This window comes from Parabacteroides sp. PFB2-10 (assembly GCF_029893085.1).
Taxonomy (GTDB): Bacteria; Bacteroidota; Bacteroidia; order Bacteroidales; family Tannerellaceae; genus QVMG01.
Genome location: NZ_JARXWI010000009.1, coordinates 1 through 17,788 on the forward strand (window position 1 = coordinate 1; position 17,788 = coordinate 17,788).

Here is a 17,788-nt window from a genome sequence, read left to right on the forward strand (position 1 = left end):
CCTTTATGCAGCACCCCCAGTCGTTCGCTTCGCTCTCTTCACTGGGGGTTATTAGGAGTTAAACGCCTATGGGCGTTACCTGCTTACCTTCACATATTACATTATCTGAAGATCTCCGCAGGTGGTCCCAAAGGGACATCATCTTTGTAGGCCTCCCGGTTGCACAAACAATCATCCAATCCCCTCGCATTCGAAGCTTTATATTAATCACTAAATAGTTACGGGATAGCTAAAACCTTCCGCTCAGTCCATATTTGCTGGTGACGCAAATGATCTGGCTGTAGAGGTAGAAGCCCGGGCGGTTGGTTTCCATTTTTCGGTTGACCTGCAGGATGGGGTGGCCCTGTCGTATCCGCAGGAGGGAGTGCGCCCGTTTGTCGGCGCTGATGGCGAATAATTGTTGAATGCCGCCTGTGACGGTGATCTTGTATTGGGAGCGCAACAGGTCGAAAAGCGAGGCGTTCTCCAGATTGAACTCCGCAAAGCGGGGTAGTCCGAGGTCGGGCAGCATGGTGATGTCGAGTATGACCGGCTCGCCGTCTAAGATGCGTACCCGTTCGAAATAGATACATCCCGCCTGTTTCTCCTCTTCGCTGATGGCGTAGGTGAACGCATCGTCCCATGCCCGGTGTTCGGGCTGCACGATGATCGATGTCTGCAGGCGCGTCCCGTCCATGGCGGAGGTGGTGCTCGACAGCGACAGGATGCCGATCTCCTTGGGGGCGCCTTTCACGATGCTCCCTTTTCCCTGGTGACGGATGATGAATCCCTCTTTTGTCAACAGATCGAGCGCCTTGCGAATGGTCGGGCGGGTGACGTCGTACAGGCGGCACATCTCATTTTCGGAAGGCAACAGGCTGCCGGGAACAAAAACACCGTCGGTGATCTGTCGCCGAAGCGTTTCGTAAATCTCTCTGTAACGGGGTAATTCGCGCATGGAACTTGTTTTTTACAAATGTAGATCTTAATCGGAGAAATACCAAAACAAAACGATACAAGTTGCCGACTTGTAAAGTTAATACACCAATGTAAAATCCTTATAATTAAATATATTAGCTTTTACTTGTAAATATAAATAATTGTTGTATTTTTGTTCCCTACAATAGGTTTATACATAAAAAAAGATATATGGCAACAGTGGTAATTATGCCCAAGCAGGGGCAATCGGTTGAAAGTTGTATACTGACCGAATTAAAAAAGAAGAAAGGAGACAAAGTGGCGATCGGAGATCTCCTCTTCGCCTACGAAACCGACAAGGCCTCTTTCGAAGAAGAGGCGAAGGTAGCAGGCGAAGTGTTGGAGGTCTTCTATAATGAAGGAGATGAAATTCCAGTCCTGGTGAATGTGTTGGTAATTGGTGAGCCGGGCGAATCGATCGAGGGATTGCGTCCCGAAGCGGGTGCGTCGGCCTCGGTGGAAGCGGTGGATGAGAAGCCGCAGGAAGCATCAGCTCCTCAGAAAGAAACAATAATTCCCCAACCACAGGTTGCCTATTCCTCTACCGCCTCTGCCGTATCCCCTCGTGCGCGTGCTCTGGCCGACAAACACGCCATCAATGCTGCCTCTCTGAAAGGATCGGGACCTGGCGGACGGGTGATTGCCGACGATGTGGAAGCGGCGGTGAACGCCTTGCCACGCACCACACCTTTAGCCAAAGCGATGATAAAGGAGGGCGGATTGCACGCTCCGGCAGCAGGCGACGGACTGGCAGGCATGGTTCGCAGTAGTGGTCTTTCCGCTACGGTCTCTCAACCAACTATGACCGATGGCGACAGCACCGTGAAGCCGCTGACCAATATGCGTAAACTGATTGCACGCTCTATGCATGCTTCGTTGCAAAACTCCGCCCAGTTGACCCATCACCTGGGGGCAGATGCACGACGCATCATGGAACTTCGGAAGGTAGCCAAGGCCAACGGATTGAATGTAACGATCAACGACCTGGTCTGCTTTGCCGTTGTCCGGGCGTTGAAACAATACCCGCAGGTAAACGCCCATTTCGAAGGCGACAGTATGCGTCTTTTCAACCATGTACACCTGGGACTGGCGGTCGATACAGATCGCGGCCTGATGGTGCCCGTTGTCCGCGATGCCGATTTGCTTTCTATCGAGGGACTGGCCACCCGCCTGAAGGAGGTAGCCGAAGCCTGCAAATCAGGCTCTATCAGCCCCGACCTGTTGTCGCCGGTAGCGGCATCGTTCACCGTGTCTAACCTGGGCAATTATGGTGTTGAGATGTTTACGCCGGTAATCAACCTGCCGCAGGTGGCGATCCTGGGGGTTAACACCATTGTTCCCCGCCCGAAAGACCTGGGGGGTGGCGTTTATGCCTTCGTACCTTATATGGGCTTGAGCCTTACTTACGACCACCGGGCGTTAGACGGTGGAGAAGCGACCCGCTTCCTGAAGCAGATCGCCATTGAAATCGAAAACCTGAATGTCGAACTATAAAAACACAATGACTTTATGAAACAATTTGATTTAGCGATTATTGGCGGAGGACCCGGAGGGTATGTAGCCGCAGAACGTGCCGGAGCCAAAGGGCTTAACGTGGTTCTTTTTGAGAAACGTGAACTGGGTGGCGTATGCCTGAACGAAGGATGTGTTCCAACGAAAACATTGCTTTACAGTGCGAAAATCTATGATTCGGCATTGAATGGCGACAAGTATGGTGTGAAAGCCGGTGAGGTTACGTTTGATTACGGCCGGATCGTTGCCAGGAAAAACAAGGTGGTGCGCAAACTGGTGGCCGGTGTGAGTGCGAAAATGAAAGCTCACCACGTAGAGGTGGTCAAAGGCGAGGCTTTTATCGACGGACGCTCGGATAAAGGGGTGGAGATCACCTGCGGCGAAGAAAAATATGTGGCAACCAATCTGTTGTTATGTACCGGATCCGAAGCTTTTGTACCGCCGATCGAAGGCATCAAAGAGGCGGGAGAGGTGATCCTGACCAACCGCGAGATCCTGGCGATGAAAGAACAACCTTCGTCTTTGGTTATCATTGGCGGTGGCGTGATCGGTATGGAATTTGCCAGCTTCTTCAATTCCTTGGGAACAGAAGTGACCGTGATCGAGATGTTGCCGGAGATATTAGGCGGCATCGATGCCGAGATCAGCGCTATGTTGCGTGAAGTCTATACAAAAAAAGGGGTACGGTTTAATTGCTCCTGCAAAGTAGTGAAAGTAAATGGAAACACGGTGCATTACCTCGACCCCGAAGGAAACGAACAGACCGTTTCGGGCGATAAGATATTAGTGAGTGTCGGACGCCGCGCGGTAACCGCCGGTTTCGGGTTGGAAAACCTGGGTGTTGAACTGGATCGCGGAGCGGTGAAGGTGGACAACCAGATGCGTACCAACGTGCCGGGTGTTTATGCTGCCGGTGACGTGACCGGATTCTCCATGTTGGCACATACCGCCAGCCGGGAAGGTGAAGTGGTGGTCAACAACCTGACGGGACGCAAAGACGTGATGCGCTACGATGCTGTGCCGGGTGTGGTGTACACCAATCCGGAGGTGGCCAGCGTAGGCTTGACCATTGAAGCTGCCAAAGCGAAAGGACTCGAAGCCAAAGAGCTGCAATTGCCAATGGCATACGCCGGACGTTTCGTGGCTGAGAACGAAGGTGGCAATGGCCTTTGCAAGGTAGTGGTAGGCGAGAAACATGGACAGGTGTTGGGTGTACACATGATAGGTAACCCTTGTAGCGAAATGATCTACGGCGCCTGCATCGCCATCGAGCAGGAGATGACCGTCAAGGAGCTCGAAGAGGTGATCTTCCCCCACCCGACCGTATCCGAGATCTTCAAAGAAACAATCTTTACAATGGATAATTGATAATGGATAGTTGATAATTATCCATTATCAGTTATCAATTATCAATTGCCAATTAATAATTTACAATTAAAAAAGATGCCTAAAGCACAATTCATTGACCCTGTGAAGGTCAGAGCAAAAGGAGAGGTAACCTTCTCTCCGATACCGGTAAACGTTTATTCTAAAAGTGTAAAAGAGGAATTAGATCTTAAACACTTCACTCAAGAGGATTTGGTACGCATTTACCGTGATATGGTCGTGATCCGTGAGTTCGAAACCATGTTGCATGCCGTGAAAACGACCGGAGGATATAACGGAATAGAATACAACAACCCGGGACCGGCTCACTTGTCGGCCGGCCAGGAAGCGGCTGCCGTAGGGATGGCCTATACGCTTACATTAGATGATTATATATTTGGTTCACACCGTAGCCACGGCGAGATCCTGGCAAAGGGATTGCGCTCGATCGAGCAGTTGTCGGATGCCGAACTGGACAAGATCATGAATGAATTCTGGAACGGGGCGACCGTCCATGTGGTAAAGAAAAACTTCTCCGGTTCGACCAAAGAACTGGCTATTCGCTTCCTGCTTTACGGAGCGTTGGCGGAGATCTTTGCCCGTGAGACAGGGTTCAATAAAGGATTGGGCGGAAGTATGCACACCTTCTTCACGCCGTTTGGCATCTATCCGAATAATGCCATCGTAGGTGGGAGCGGAAGCATTGCCGTGGGAGCAGCTCTCTATAAGAAGGTGAACCGGAAAAAAGGATTGGTTATTGCCAACCTGGGCGATGCTTCGATGGCTTGCGGCCCGGTTTGGGAAGGGCTTACCTTCGCGGCTATGGACCAGTTTACCCAGTTGTGGGAAGGCGATATGAAAGGTGGCTTGCCTTTTGTATTGAACATCATGAACAACCAATATGGTATGGGTGGACAGACCTGTGGCGAGACCATGGGCTACGAAGTGGCTGCCCGCATCGGTGCAGGGGTGAATCCGCAGCAGATGCATGCCGAGCGTGTCGATGGATACAATCCGTTGGCCGTGATCGATGCCTATCGCCGTAAGAAAGAACTGATCGAAAAGGGTGAAGGTCCGGTATTGCTGGATGTATTGACCTATCGTTACAGCGGACACTCTCCCTCCGACGCCTCTTCGTATCGCACCAAAGAGGAGATGGAACTTTGGGAAGCCAATGACTGTATCACTACTTTCGGAAAAGAACTGATCGAAGCAGGCATTGCCAAACAAGACGATCTGGATATCATCTGGAAAGAGATCAAAGAGGCCATGTTCGATACCTTTAAACTGGCTATCGACGATGAATTGTCGCCCCGCATGGATCTGAATAAGAATCCGGAATTATTGGGCACCATGATCTTCTCGAACGAGTCGATCGATTCCTTCTCGGATGCTACACCGGATGTAAACCATCCGATGGAAGAAAACCCACGCGTGAAACAGATTGCCGGCAAGGTGCGCTTTGTAACCGACAAGGAGGGCAAGCCTGTTTCCAAAATGAAACAATACCAATTGCGCGACGGTATATTCGAAGCGTTGATCGATCGCTTCTACAAAGATGCCTCTCTGGTGGCTTACGGGGAAGAAAACCGTGACTGGGGTGGCGCGTTTGCGGTTTACCGCGGATTGACCGAGGCATTGCCTTATCACCGGTTGTTTAACTCACCGATTGCCGAAGCCTCCATTGTGGGAACGGCTATTGGTTATGCGATGTGCGGTGGGCGTGTGGTTCCGGAAATCATGTATTGCGACTTCCTGGGTCGTTGCGGCGACGAAGTGTTCAATCAGTTGCCTAAATGGCAAGCGATGAGCGGAAACCTGTTGAAGATGCCGATCGTATTGCGTGTGTCGGTTGGTTCGAAATATGGAGCACAGCACTCACAAGACTGGACATCCCTGGTGGCTCATATCCCCGGCTTGAAGGTGGTATTCCCGGTAACTCCTTACGACGCGAAGGGTCTTATGAATGCTGCTTTGCAAGGTAGCGACCCGGTTGTATTCTTTGAAAGCCAACGTATCTATGAGATAGGGGAAATGTTCCACGAAGGGGGCGTTCCGGAAGGCTACTATGAAATACCTTTTGGCGAGCCTGACGTGAAGCGTGCCGGTAAAGACATTACGATCCTGACCATCGGGGCTACGCTCTATCGCGCGTTGGATGCAGCCAAGGAACTGGAAGAGAAATATGGTATGAGTGCGGAGATCATCGATGCCCGCTCGCTGGTGCCGTTCAACTACGAACCGGTATTGGAATCGTTGAAGAAGACCGGACGCATCGTGATTGCTTCGGATGCCTCAACCCGCGGCTCCTTCCTCAATGATCTGGCACGCAACATCACCGAACTGGGCTTCGATTACTTAGATGCGCCTCCTGTTGTGGTAGGTTCACGCAATTGGATCACGCCGGCTTATGAGTTAGAAGATGCCTTCTTCCCGCAGCCAAGCTGGATCATCGATGCGATCCATGAGAAGATTGTGCCGCTGAAAGGACATGTTCCGACCAGCAATTTCACGGACGCAGAACAAATACGCCGCGCGAAAGCCGGTATTTAATGGGCTAATATATATGTGTGATCGTAGTAAGCAACCTATAAGGTGGGCAAATGTCAATGCCCACCTCCATACTCCCTACTCCTTCAGCGCTTTCGACAACATCGATCAGGCGTTGGATATGGCGCGCGACCAGCAGGTTCCGGTCGTAGGGATCAATGATTTCTATACGATGGACGGCTACAGCGCCTGGCAGGAAGGATGTGCCGCCCGTAAGCTCTATCCGTTGTTTAATATCGAATTGATCAGCCTGCAGCAGGAAGATCAGCAACAGGGTATCCGGGTGAACGATCCGAACAACCCGGGACGCACCTATATCAGCGGCAAAGGGTTGGCTTGTCCGCCTCAGTTGCCGGAGCCGTACGCTTCGCAATTGGCAGGAGTAGTAAACGAATCCAACGCGCAGGTGAAAGCCATGTGCGGGAAACTGAATGATCTGCTGGCGGAAAACAACACCGGTTTCTCATTGGATATCCCGACGATCGAACGGGAACTGACCAAAGGAAATATCCGAGAACGCCACCTGGCCAAGGCGCTTCGCCTGGCTGTCTATACGCATTTCAACCAGGATGCGGATAAAATAAAGGCTTGCTTCGAACAATTATTCGGCGGTAAAGCGCTGAAATCGGAGGTAACGGATGTGGCCGGTGTAGAGAATGAGATCCGCGGCAACCTATTGAAGGCGGGAGGAGCAGCGTTTGTGGCCGAAGCCCCGAAGGCTTTCCTGCCTCTGGAGGATGTGTGCCGCATCATTCGTGCGGCGGGCGGCCTGCCTACCTACCCGTTTCTGGCTGATGATGCGAAAGGGGGATTCACCGATTTTGAAGGCGATCTGCCGAAAGCTGTTGCCACCCTGCGCCAGCGTGGTATCTACAGTGTAGAGTTTATCACGACACGAAACAGCGTAGAGGTGCTCGAAAAGTATGTACGTTACCTATGGAACGAAGGATTTGTGGTGACACTCGGAAGCGAACACAATACGCCGGCGATGGAACCGATCGAATTGTTTGCGCGCGGAGGAGCCCCTTTGACCGACTTCCTGAAAGAGATCAACTACAAAGGAGCCTGCCTTGTCGCAGCACATCAGGAATTGTATAAACAGAATGGCAAGGGTTATCTGAATGCCGAAGGCGTGGCCGACGTGGCCAACCGGGAAGAGTATATAGCCCTTGGAGACAGACTTATTCAAATAGTAATCGGAAAATAACCATGAAAGCGATTGAACAATTGATAGAAATATCCCGCTTTTACGGCGGGAAAAAAGAATATGTGATTGCCGGAGGGGGCAATACATCCTACAAGACGGCAGACAAATTGTGGGTAAAAGCTAGTGGTTCTTCCCTGGCAACCATCACAGAGGAGGGATTTGCCGTATTGGATCGTGCCCGGTTGCAGCTTATCTCCGAAAAACAATACAGCGCGGACACCGCTGAACGCGAAGAACAGGTAAAGAATGACCTGGCGGCTGCCTGCATCACCAAAGACCGCCGCCCGAGTGTCGAGACCTCGATGCATAACGCGATCAGCGCCCCCTTTGTGGTACACCTGCACCCTACGTTGGTGAATGCCCTGATGTGTTCGCAAAACTGCGAGGAGATCTCCCGGCAACTGTTTGGCGACAAAGCGCTTTATATCCCTTATACCGATCCGGGGTATGTGTTGTTTAAGAAGGTCGACGACGGCATCAAGGCTTTCAAAGCCGCCCATGGCACGGAACCGGCTATTATCCTCTTGCAGAATCATGGCATATTCGTGGGTGCCGAAACGATTGAAGAGATCAAAGAGCAATACGACTATGTGTTGGCAACCATCAACTCCCGGATAGTTGAAATGCTTCCGGAGGAAGAAAAACCGGTTTGCCCCTGTGTGAAAGAGATTGTGCCGGCTATCCGTATGATGCTTAGCGGCGAGGGATTGAAAACACTGAAGGTAACCAACTCTTCCGTGTTAGAATACTTCCTCAGCTCTGCCGAGAAGGCAGAAGCGATCAGTCGCCCCTTTACACCCGACATTATCGTCTATTGCAAATCGAATTATATCTATTCGGAAACCACCGACCTCGATCAAATCGAACAGCAGATAAAGGACTATGTCGCCCGCTTTGGTTATACCCCTAAGGTCATTTTGATCAAAGGCATTGGCATGATTGCCGTAGGCGACAATGCTGCCGGAGCGGCTATTATCACCGAGGTATTCAATGATGCCATGCAGATTGCCTGGTTTGCTGCCTCTTTTGGCGGCGAACACCCGATGACGCAGGAGCAGATCGACTTTATCGACAATTGGGAAGTGGAGAACTATCGCCGTAAGGTAAGCGCCGGAGCAACTGCCGGTCGTGTGGAGAACAAAACCATTGTCGTGACCGGTGCCGCCCAGGGTTTTGGGGAAGGCATCGCTGCCTGCCTGGTAAGCCAGGGCGCCAATATCGTAGTAGCCGACCTGAACGAAGAGGTAGGCCGTGAAACCGCCGCGCGTCTGAACGCTTCGGCTAAGAGCAACCGGGTGATATTCGTCAAGACCAATGTAGCAGACACAAATAGTTTAGACAATCTGGTACATGAAACCCTTTGCGCCTTCGGCGGCTTGGATGTGTTTGTGAGCAATGCCGGTGTGTTGCGCGCAGGCGGATTAGACGATATGACGCCTGAAGTGTTTGAGTTTGTTACGAAGATCAACTACTCGGCTTACTTCTATTGCGCCAAGGCAGTGTCGCCCGTTATGAAATTGCAAAACCGATATAAGGCCGACAACTACTGCGATATCATCCAGATCAATTCCAAGTCGGGGCTGCGAGGCTCAAAAGCTAACTTCGCATACGCCGGCGGTAAGTTTGGCGGCATCGGACTCACCCAGTCGTTTGCCCTCGAATTGGCGCCTTTCCGTATCAAGGTCAATTCGGTATGCCCCGGAAACTTCTACGAAGGCCCGCTTTGGTCGGATCCGGAGAACGGACTCTTCGTGCAATACCTGCGCGCAGGCAAAGTGCCGGGTGCGAAGACCATCGACGATGTGCGCAACTTCTATATGGCTCAGGTGCCGATGGGCAAGGGAACCAGCCCGGAAGACGTGACGAAAGCTATCCTGTATCTTATCGAACAGACCTGTGAAACCGGACAGGCCATCCCTGTGACCGGCGGACAGGTTATGATGAATTAAAACAATCCATATGAAAACAAAAGCAATCAGATTATACGGTAAGAACGACCTGCGCATGGAGGAGTTCGAATTGCCGCAGATTAAAGACGACGAGATCTTAGCCAAAGTCGTTTGCGACAGCATCTGCATGTCGTCTTATAAGGCTACGCATGAGGCGGATGTTCACAAACGGGTGCCGCGTAACATCGCCGAACAGCCGGTCATTATCGGTCATGAGTTCTCCGGTGAATTAGTAGAGGTAGGCGCCCGTTGGAAAGATCAGTTTTCCCCCGGCGATAAGTTCTCTATCCAGCCGGCCTTGAATTACGAAAATGGCCCGGTCGGCGCCCTCAGTGCTCCCGGTTACTCCTATGAATTTATCGGAGGCGATGCCACCTATGTGATTATCCCGCGCGAGGTGATGGAATTGAACTGCCTGTTGAAGTACACCGGCGAAGGCTTCTTCCCGGCGTCACTTTCCGAACCCCTCTCCTGTGTGATCGGCGCGGTTCATGCCAACTACCACACCTCTCCCGGCTCCTATATCCATAAGATGGACATTGTCGAAGGAGGCGCGTTGGCTATCCTGGCCGGAGCAGGCCCGATGGGTATGGCTGCGATAGAATATTTGTTGCATCGCAACCGCAAACCGGGCTTGATGATCGTGACCGATATCGATCAGGACCGCCTGGATCGGGCGGCTATGCTTTGTCCGGTGGAAGAGGCTGCCAAAGATGGTATCGACCTACGCTATATCAACACCGCGGGCATGAAAGATGTGGTAGCCGAACTTCGCGCGTTGACCGGTGGTAAGGGCTATAACGATGTGTTTGTATTTGCCCCGGTAACGCCGGTGGTGGAACAGGCCGATGCTATCCTTTCGCACGACGGTTGCCTAAACTTCTTTGCCGGACCGGCAAACCCCGAGTTCCGCGCTTCGTTGAACTTCTACAACGTCCACTATGCCGCAACCCACGTAGCCGCGACCAGTGGCGGCAACACCAGCGATATGGTCGAAGCTTTAGACTTAATGTGTAAGGGACTGAACCCGGCCGGATTGGTGACCCATATCGGCGGATTGAATGCCGTGATCGACACCACCATGCACCTGCCCCAGATACCCGGTGGCAAAAAACTGATCTATACACATATCGATATGCCGCTGACTCCCATCGCAGACTTTGCGCAGAAGGGAGAAACAAACCCGGTATTCAAACACCTTCACGCGCTATGCGAAAGCAACAGAGGTTTGTGGAGCGTTGAAGCAGAAAATTACCTATTGGCTAACGCCGACAAATTGTCGGACTAAATACTTATTTCAATGAAACAGCTTGATACTAAACTCATGCACCCTGCCGACCAGATCACCCTGATTATCGGACGTATCTATCGCAGCGGCATGACCACCACATCCGGTGGAAACATCTCCATCAAAGACGAACAGGGAGATATATGGATCACACCCGGGTCGATCGACAAGGGGGCGCTGACAGCCAAGGACATCATGTGTGTCAAAGCCGACGGAACCATCGTAGGCGTTCATAAGCCCTCCTCGGAATTTCCGTTCCATAAAGCGATCTACGATATGCGCCCCGACATGACTGCCGTGATCCACGCGCATCCGCCCGCATTGGTCTCTTTCAGTATCGTGCATCAGATTCCGGACACCAACATCATCCCGCAGGCAAGAGGCATTTGTGGTAAGATTGGTTTCGCACCATACGCGGTGCCGGGAAGTCAGAAGCTGGGTGAGAATATTGCTAAGGAGTTTGAGGATAATCCTGACTACAAGGCTGTTATCATGGAAAACCATGGGGTCGTTCTCTGCGGAAAAGATATGGAAGATGCTTACCAACGGTTTGAAACGTTGGAGTTCTGCGGACGAACCCTGTTGAACGCGAAGATACTGGGAGGCGCCAATACGTTGACAGACGAACAGATCGCGTTGCACGACAAGGCCTTATATGCCGAATATCCGTGCTTTATGAATGCTGCATATCCCTCCGACGAACGGGCAATCCGCGCCGAGATTGTGAATATCGTGCGCCGTGCCTGCGACCAGGGCTTGATGATCAGCTCATACGGAACGGTGTCTGTGCGCTGGCGCGACAACGACTTCCTGATCACTCCTTCGGGTGTTCCCCGCTGGGATATGGCATTGGAGGATATTGTCCAGGTACGTGACGGATTGGTGGAGACCGGCAAACACCCCAGCCGTTCGATCGCTTTGCATGATATCATCTATCGCATGAATCCGCATATCAACTCCATTATTCTCACGCAATCGCCCAACCTGATGGCTTTTAGTACGTCGGGTGCAAAGTTCGACGTGCGCACCATCCCGGAAAGCTGGATCATGCTCAAAGATGTTCCGACCGCCCCCTTTGGGGTGCAGTACGAGGCAAACAAGCAAATTGCCGAGACACTGAAGAGCCTTCCCTGTGTGTTGATTGCCAACGACTCGGTAGTCGTTACGGGTGATAAACTGATCAATACGTTCGACCGCCTGGAAGTGGCTGAGTTTACAGCCAAATCTCTGATTATGGCCGCTCCGTTGGGTCAGTTGCAGCCGATCTCACAGGAAGAGGTCGAAGCACTGCGGAAAGCATTCAACGTGGTATAAAACCGGAAGCGGTATGCAAATCATAACAAGTCCCTCGCACGATCCGATGTACAATCTTTCTCTGGAAAGAGAACTATTGGAGGAGCCTGCGGGGGATTTTTTGTTGTTCTATATTAACGCGCCATCGGTTATTGTCGGGCGCAACCAAGCGATAGAGGCCGAGGTCGATACCGCCTTCTGCCGCGCACACCATATCCCGGTACTTCAGCGCATCTCCGGAGGAGGCACCGTCTATCATGATGAGGGCAATATCAACTATGCCTTTATCTCCGATCGCACAGCCGTTTCTATCTTAGACAGCCAGCCGCTGCTCCCCATCATCGACGCCCTGGCCTCGTTCGGTATCCGGGCAGAAGCCGGAAAGCGCAACGAACTATTGGTGGATGGCTATAAGGTATCGGGCACGGCCTCCTATGTTACTTCGAAACGCCAACTATTCCACGGCACACTCCTGCACAACACCAACCTGGATATCCTGCAAACCGTGCTCCGGGGCGATAGCACCCAACGAGGCCGAAAGATCGCCTCCGTTCCATCGCCGGTGCGCAACCTCTCCCACTACTCCTCGCTTGCCTGCGAAACAGAACATTTTCTGATCCTTCTCGTCTCTTTTTTCTCTTCTTATTATTCGTCGGCCGACAGTAGCCCCAACTTTTGATTCAGCCGATAAGGCTAACATACTATTTGACACGCGAAATATCATTTTGTCAAAAGCGCGGGAGAATTTTCCCAAAAACCCGGGACTTTGGAGACAAACTCCCGGGAGAAACACTTTTTAACAAACCGAAGTGTAAGCAAAAGATAGCCAAAACGTTAGAAATTGACCCTTTTTGCTTACACTTCGATTTTTAGGTTTTGCTCGAAAAATAGATCCTCTCCCCCTCCCTATTTCCCTTTTTCCAGCACATTTTTGGCTATGTAGACCAAAAAAAGTAATTTTGCACCATTTGAAAAAACAGAGAATGAAGGGAACTACGATCTATCAGCCGGACGAGAAATTCACGATCGGCCAGATAGAAGCACTATTATTTGAAGACAAGGAATTGGAAATTGCCACGGAAGCATTGGCTAAAGTGGAAACATGTTACTCTTTCCTCCAGACTTTTGCGAAAGAAAAGGTGATCTACGGCATTAACACCGGATTTGGCCCGATGGCTCAATACCGGGTGGAAGATGATGTACTTCGCCAATTACAATATAATATCATCCGCAGTCATGCCACCGGAGCAGGCAGTCCGTTGCCACCGGTCTATGTGAAAGCGGCGATGATCGCCCGCCTGGCTACCTTCCTGCAGGGCTATTCGGGCGTGCATACCGAACTGGTCGAACTGTTGCGTCAATATATCAACCGGGGCATCTACCCCTTTATTCCCGAACATGGAAGCGTAGGTGCCAGCGGCGACCTGGTGCAACTGGCGCATATCGCCCTGACATTGATCGGCGAAGGGGAGGTTTTCTACGAAGGAGCCTTACGCCCTACCGCAGAGGTATTAAAAGAGACCGGGTTACAGCCTATCGAAGTGCATATCCGGGAAGGGCTTTCGGTGACCAACGGCACGGCGGTGATGACCGGCATCGGCCTGGTCAACCTCATCTATGCGCGTCGCCTGTTGCATTGGGGCATCGTGGCATCGGTTATGGTGAACGAGATCGCCTCCTCATACGATGATTTTATGTCGCCAATACTCAACGGCGTAAAAGCGCACGAAGGACAGCAGAAAACGGCTGCCGCCATGCGTTGCTGGATCAAAGGAAGCCAGTCGATGCGCAAACGGGAACATGAACTTTTCGGGCAGAACGATGAAAAGATATTCAACCACAAGGTACAGCCCTACTACTCTCTCCGCTGCGTTCCGCAGGTGTTGGGGCCGGTATGGGATGAACTGGATAACGCCGAGAAGGTACTACTGAACGAAATCAATTCGGCCAACGACAACCCGATTGTCGACCCCGAATCACAATATGTATATCATGGCGGAAACTTCCACGGCGACTATGTTTCGTTCGAGATGGATAAGTTAAAAATCGCCCTGACCAAGCTAACGATGCTGGCGGAACGACAATTAAACTATCTTTGTCATGACCGTATCAACGAGATATTGCCGCCGTTTGTGAATATGGGTGTGTTGGGATTGAATTACGGATTGCAGGCTTCGCAGTTTACGGCCACTTCGACAACGGCCGAATGTCAGACCCTGTCGAACCCGATGTATGTGCATAGCATACCCAACAACAACGACAATCAGGACATTGTCAGCATGGGAACCAATTCGGCCCTGATCGCTAAAACCGTTGTAGAGAACTCCTTCCAGGTGATGGCCATTCATTTTATGGCCATCGTGCAGGCGGTCGACTGCCTGGAGATGAAAGAAAAACTATCGCCGCGCACGCGGAACATATATGATGAAGTACGGGCTATCTTCCCTGTTTTTGTGGAAGACACGCCAAAATACAAAGAGATAGAGGCTGTTATGGCCTACCTGAAAGAAAAACGCATAGAGAAAGAAATATGAAATACGCATTGGTAACAGGCGGAAGCCGCGGTATCGGACGGGCAGTCAGTATGCAATTGGCGGAGATGGGTTATTGTGTATTAATCAACTACCAGAGCAATCAGGCGGAAGCCTTAGAGACCTTGCGCTTAGTGCGCGAAAAGGGTTCCGATGGCGAATTGATGCCTTTCGACGTAACTAACCGGGAAGAGGTGGATTCTGTCCTCAACAAATGGATGGAAGCGCACCCGGGTGAATACATCGAGGTGTTGATCAACAATGCCGGTATCCGCAAGGACAACCTGATGTTGTGGATGGGCGGCGACGAATGGAATCGTGTAATCGATATCAGCCTGAACGGGTTCTATAACGTGACCCAGCCGTTACTGAAAAATATGCTGGTAAAGAAATTTGGACGTATTGTCAATATGGTTTCGCTCTCCGGCCTCAAAGGCATGCCGGGACAGGTGAACTATTCGGCAGCCAAAGGTGGCATGATCGCGGCAACCAAGGCATTGGCGCAGGAAACAGCCAAAAAGAATGTGACGGTGAATGCTGTGGCACCCGGTTTTATCCGCACGGACATGACACAGGACCTGGACGAAAACGAACTGAAAAAGCAGGTTCCGGCAGGCCGTTTTGGCACCCCGGAGGAGGTGGCTGCGTTGGTAGGCTTCTTAGTTTCGCCGGCAGCGGCTTATATTACAGGAGAGGTTATCTCCATTAATGGAGGTTTATATACATAAAAAAGCGCGATGAACAGAGTGGTGATCACAGGCATGGGCATTTATTCCTGTATAGGGAAGAACCAAGAAGAGGTTCTGCATTCCTTATACAACGGGGTTTCCGGCATCGGCATCGATCCGGCACGCAAGGAATATGGCTACCGCTCAGCCCTGACCGGGATACTGGAACGCCCTGACCTGAAAGGAGTATTGGACAGAAAGAAACGCAACGGCCTTTGCGAACAGGGACAATATGCCTATGTGGCAACTGTGGAAGCGCTCCGTCAGGCGGGCATCGACGAAGACTACCTGCAAAACAAGGAAGTAGGCATCCTGTATGGCAACGACAGCAGTGCGGAGCCGGTGATCCAGGCGATCGATATTATCCGCGAAAAACATAATACGACACTCGTAGGATCGGGATCGGTTTTTCAGAGTATGAACTCGACCGTAACGATGAACCTGGCGGTAATATTCAAACTCAAAGGGATCAACTTTACGATCTCCGGCGCCTGCGCCAGCGGGTCACACGCTATTGGCATGGCACACACCCTGATCCGTACCGGCATGCAGGAGTGTATCGTTTGCGGAGGAGCCCAGGAGATGAATATCTATTCGGTAGGCAGCTTCGACGGACTCGAAGCCTTCTCCCTCAGGGAAGACGAGCCGACGAAAGCCTCGCGCCCATTCGACAGGAACCGGGACGGATTGGTACCGAGCGGAGGAGCCGCCACCCTTATTCTCGAAAGCTACGAATCAGCTATGCGTCGCGGAGCAACGATCCTGGCGGAAGTGGCCGGTTATGGTTTCTCTTCGAATGGCGACCACCTCTCCGTGCCCAATGTAGAAGGGCCGGCACGCTCCTTAAAGAGAGCGCTGGAAAGCGCCCGGTTATCCATACAGGATATACAATACATCAATGCACACGCGACCTCTACCCCGGTAGGCGACCAGAACGAAGCGAAAGCGATACTGGAACTCCTGGGCGATTATCGTCCTTATGTTACCTCCACCAAGTCGCAAACGGGACATGAGATGTGGATGGCGGGAGCCAGTGAAGTGGTTTATTCCATGTTGATGATGCAAAATGGTTTCATTGCTCCGCATCTGAATCTGGAAGAACCCGACGAGGTATCTTCCAAACTGCTGATCCCAACAGAAAGGGTGGAGACGGAATTCGACGCATTCCTATCGAATTCGTTTGGCTTTGGGGGAACCAATTCGACACTGATTGTCCGGAAATTTACTGAATAAAAACATTTATATATACGCTAAACAAGCATGGCAAACGCAGAATTAATTGCAAAAATAAACGAGAGACTGGCAGACGAATTTGAAATCGATATCGAACGGATACAACCGGACGCGCTCATGATGCAGACCCTGGAGCTCGACAGCCTGGATCTGGTCGATATGGTGGTGCTTGTAGAACAAGACTTCGGGTTCGTATTGAAGGCACAGGACTTCGTTGGCATACAAACATTCCAGGATTTTTATGATTTTATCGACGCAAGGGTGAATGGCGCAAACGAATGAAAGCGAATGGAAAGGGAAAACCCGGGGAGGCTCCTTTGGGTATCGCTTTTTTATTCTCTTGATCAAAGGGCTGGGAATACGAGCCGCTTATGGCTTTCTTTGTCTGGTGGTCGTCTACTTCATACCGTTCGCACCCAAAGCAACGAAGGCAAGCTGGCAATATGCGCGCCGCCGCTTACATTATAACCGTTTACGTTCTATCGGTTTTCTTTTCCGCAATTACTACCGGTTCGGGCAGACATTGATCGACAAAGTTGCGATCCGCTCCGGAAAGACAAAGGATTATCACTTCGATTTCGGCACACATTATGATGAGTTCCTGCAACTATTGAACAGCGAGCAGGGAGTCATCCTGATCGGTGCGCACGTGGGCAACTGGGAGATTGGTGCCCCCTTCTTCGACGATTATGGCAAACGAATGCATATCGTGATGTATGACGCGGAGTATCAAAAGATCAAAGAGATACTGGAACAGAACATGGAGGGTGGCGGTTACCAAGTGATTCCGGTCAATGAAGACAACCTGACGCATGTGTTTCGCATCAGTGACGCGCTCAACCGGAAAGAATATGTCTGCTTTCAGGGCGACCGGTTCACTCAAGGGGCGCAAACCCTGCAGGCTCCTTTCCTGGGCACAAACGCCTCTTTCCCTGCCGGTCCTTACCTATTGGCCTCCCGACTGCGGGTGCCCGTGGTCTTTTATTTCGCCCTGCGTGAAAAGGGAATGAGATATTCCTTTAACTTTGTATTGGCAGATGCGCCGCCTGCCGAAAACAAACGCGGGAAACAGGAAACGGTTTTATTAACACAATATATCGAAGCATTGGAAGCCATACTGGAAAAACATCCCGAACAATGGTTCAATTATTACGACTTCTGGAAAGTATAAACAA

At 51.3% G+C, this 17,788-nt stretch carries 14 protein-coding genes; 13 read left to right on the forward strand and 1 reads right to left on the reverse strand.

Annotated elements, in window-relative coordinates:
* Positions 1-229 precede the first annotated feature (229 nt).
* Complete coding sequence (locus tag M2137_RS09475; RefSeq protein ID WP_280766190.1) at positions 230-937, reverse strand: GntR family transcriptional regulator; 708 nt, start codon at positions 935-937, stop codon at positions 230-232.
* 191 nt (positions 938-1,128) lie between these two features.
* On the opposite strand from M2137_RS09475, the gene M2137_RS09480 reads away from it, so the two are divergent.
* The 13 genes from M2137_RS09480 to M2137_RS09540 all read left to right on the forward strand — a co-directional run bounded on the left by M2137_RS09480 (position 1,129) and on the right by M2137_RS09540 (position 17,784).
* Positions 1,129-2,451 (forward strand): dihydrolipoamide acetyltransferase family protein, encoded by a 1,323-nt coding sequence (locus M2137_RS09480; RefSeq protein WP_280766191.1) that lies wholly within the window; start codon positions 1,129-1,131, stop codon positions 2,449-2,451.
* Between the two features lie 15 nt (positions 2,452-2,466).
* The gene (gene lpdA / locus M2137_RS09485) at positions 2,467-3,837 is read left to right on the forward strand and encodes a dihydrolipoyl dehydrogenase (RefSeq protein ID WP_280766192.1); all 1,371 of its coding nucleotides are present in this window, start codon (positions 2,467-2,469) and stop codon (positions 3,835-3,837) included.
* A gap of 75 nt (positions 3,838-3,912) precedes the next feature.
* Complete coding sequence (locus M2137_RS09490; protein ID WP_280766193.1) at positions 3,913-6,387, forward strand: alpha-ketoacid dehydrogenase subunit alpha/beta; 2,475 nt, start codon at positions 3,913-3,915, stop codon at positions 6,385-6,387.
* 13 nt (positions 6,388-6,400) lie between these two features.
* Complete coding sequence (locus M2137_RS09495; protein WP_280766194.1) at positions 6,401-7,591, forward strand: hypothetical protein; 1,191 nt, start codon at positions 6,401-6,403, stop codon at positions 7,589-7,591.
* Between the two features lie 2 nt (positions 7,592-7,593).
* Complete coding sequence (locus M2137_RS09500) at positions 7,594-9,540, forward strand: SDR family NAD(P)-dependent oxidoreductase (protein ID WP_280766195.1); 1,947 nt, start codon at positions 7,594-7,596, stop codon at positions 9,538-9,540.
* A gap of 10 nt (positions 9,541-9,550) precedes the next feature.
* On the forward strand, positions 9,551-10,828 hold the full coding sequence (locus tag M2137_RS09505) for a zinc-binding dehydrogenase (RefSeq protein ID WP_280766196.1): 1,278 nt from the start codon (positions 9,551-9,553) through the stop codon (positions 10,826-10,828).
* Between the two features lie 12 nt (positions 10,829-10,840).
* Entirely contained in the window at positions 10,841-12,142 is a 1,302-nt protein-coding gene (locus M2137_RS09510; protein ID WP_280766197.1) for a class II aldolase/adducin family protein, read from the forward strand.
* Between the two features lie 13 nt (positions 12,143-12,155).
* Complete coding sequence (locus M2137_RS09515) at positions 12,156-12,800, forward strand: lipoate--protein ligase family protein (RefSeq protein ID WP_280766198.1); 645 nt, start codon at positions 12,156-12,158, stop codon at positions 12,798-12,800.
* A gap of 304 nt (positions 12,801-13,104) precedes the next feature.
* Positions 13,105-14,655, forward strand: coding sequence for an aromatic amino acid ammonia-lyase (locus tag M2137_RS09520; protein ID WP_280766199.1), 1,551 nt, complete (start codon positions 13,105-13,107; stop codon positions 14,653-14,655).
* Positions 14,652-15,380: a 3-oxoacyl-ACP reductase FabG gene (gene fabG, locus M2137_RS09525; RefSeq protein ID WP_280766200.1), complete on the forward strand. Its 729-nt coding sequence runs from the start codon at positions 14,652-14,654 to the stop codon at positions 15,378-15,380. The genes M2137_RS09520 and fabG overlap by 4 nt, the downstream gene beginning before the upstream one ends.
* A 9-nt stretch (positions 15,381-15,389) precedes the next feature.
* Positions 15,390-16,613 carry a beta-ketoacyl-[acyl-carrier-protein] synthase family protein gene (locus M2137_RS09530; RefSeq protein WP_280766201.1) on the forward strand — a complete coding sequence of 408 codons (1,224 nt, stop codon included), beginning with the start codon at positions 15,390-15,392 and terminating at the stop codon, positions 16,611-16,613.
* Positions 16,614-16,640: 27 nt separating this feature from the next.
* Positions 16,641-16,895 carry a phosphopantetheine-binding protein gene (locus tag M2137_RS09535; RefSeq protein ID WP_280766202.1) on the forward strand — a complete coding sequence of 85 codons (255 nt, stop codon included), beginning with the start codon at positions 16,641-16,643 and terminating at the stop codon, positions 16,893-16,895.
* Positions 16,879-17,784: an acyltransferase gene (locus M2137_RS09540; protein WP_280766203.1), complete on the forward strand. Its 906-nt coding sequence runs from the start codon at positions 16,879-16,881 to the stop codon at positions 17,782-17,784. Before M2137_RS09535 ends, M2137_RS09540 begins: the two co-directional genes overlap by 17 nt.
* Positions 17,785-17,788: the final 4 nt, after the last annotated feature.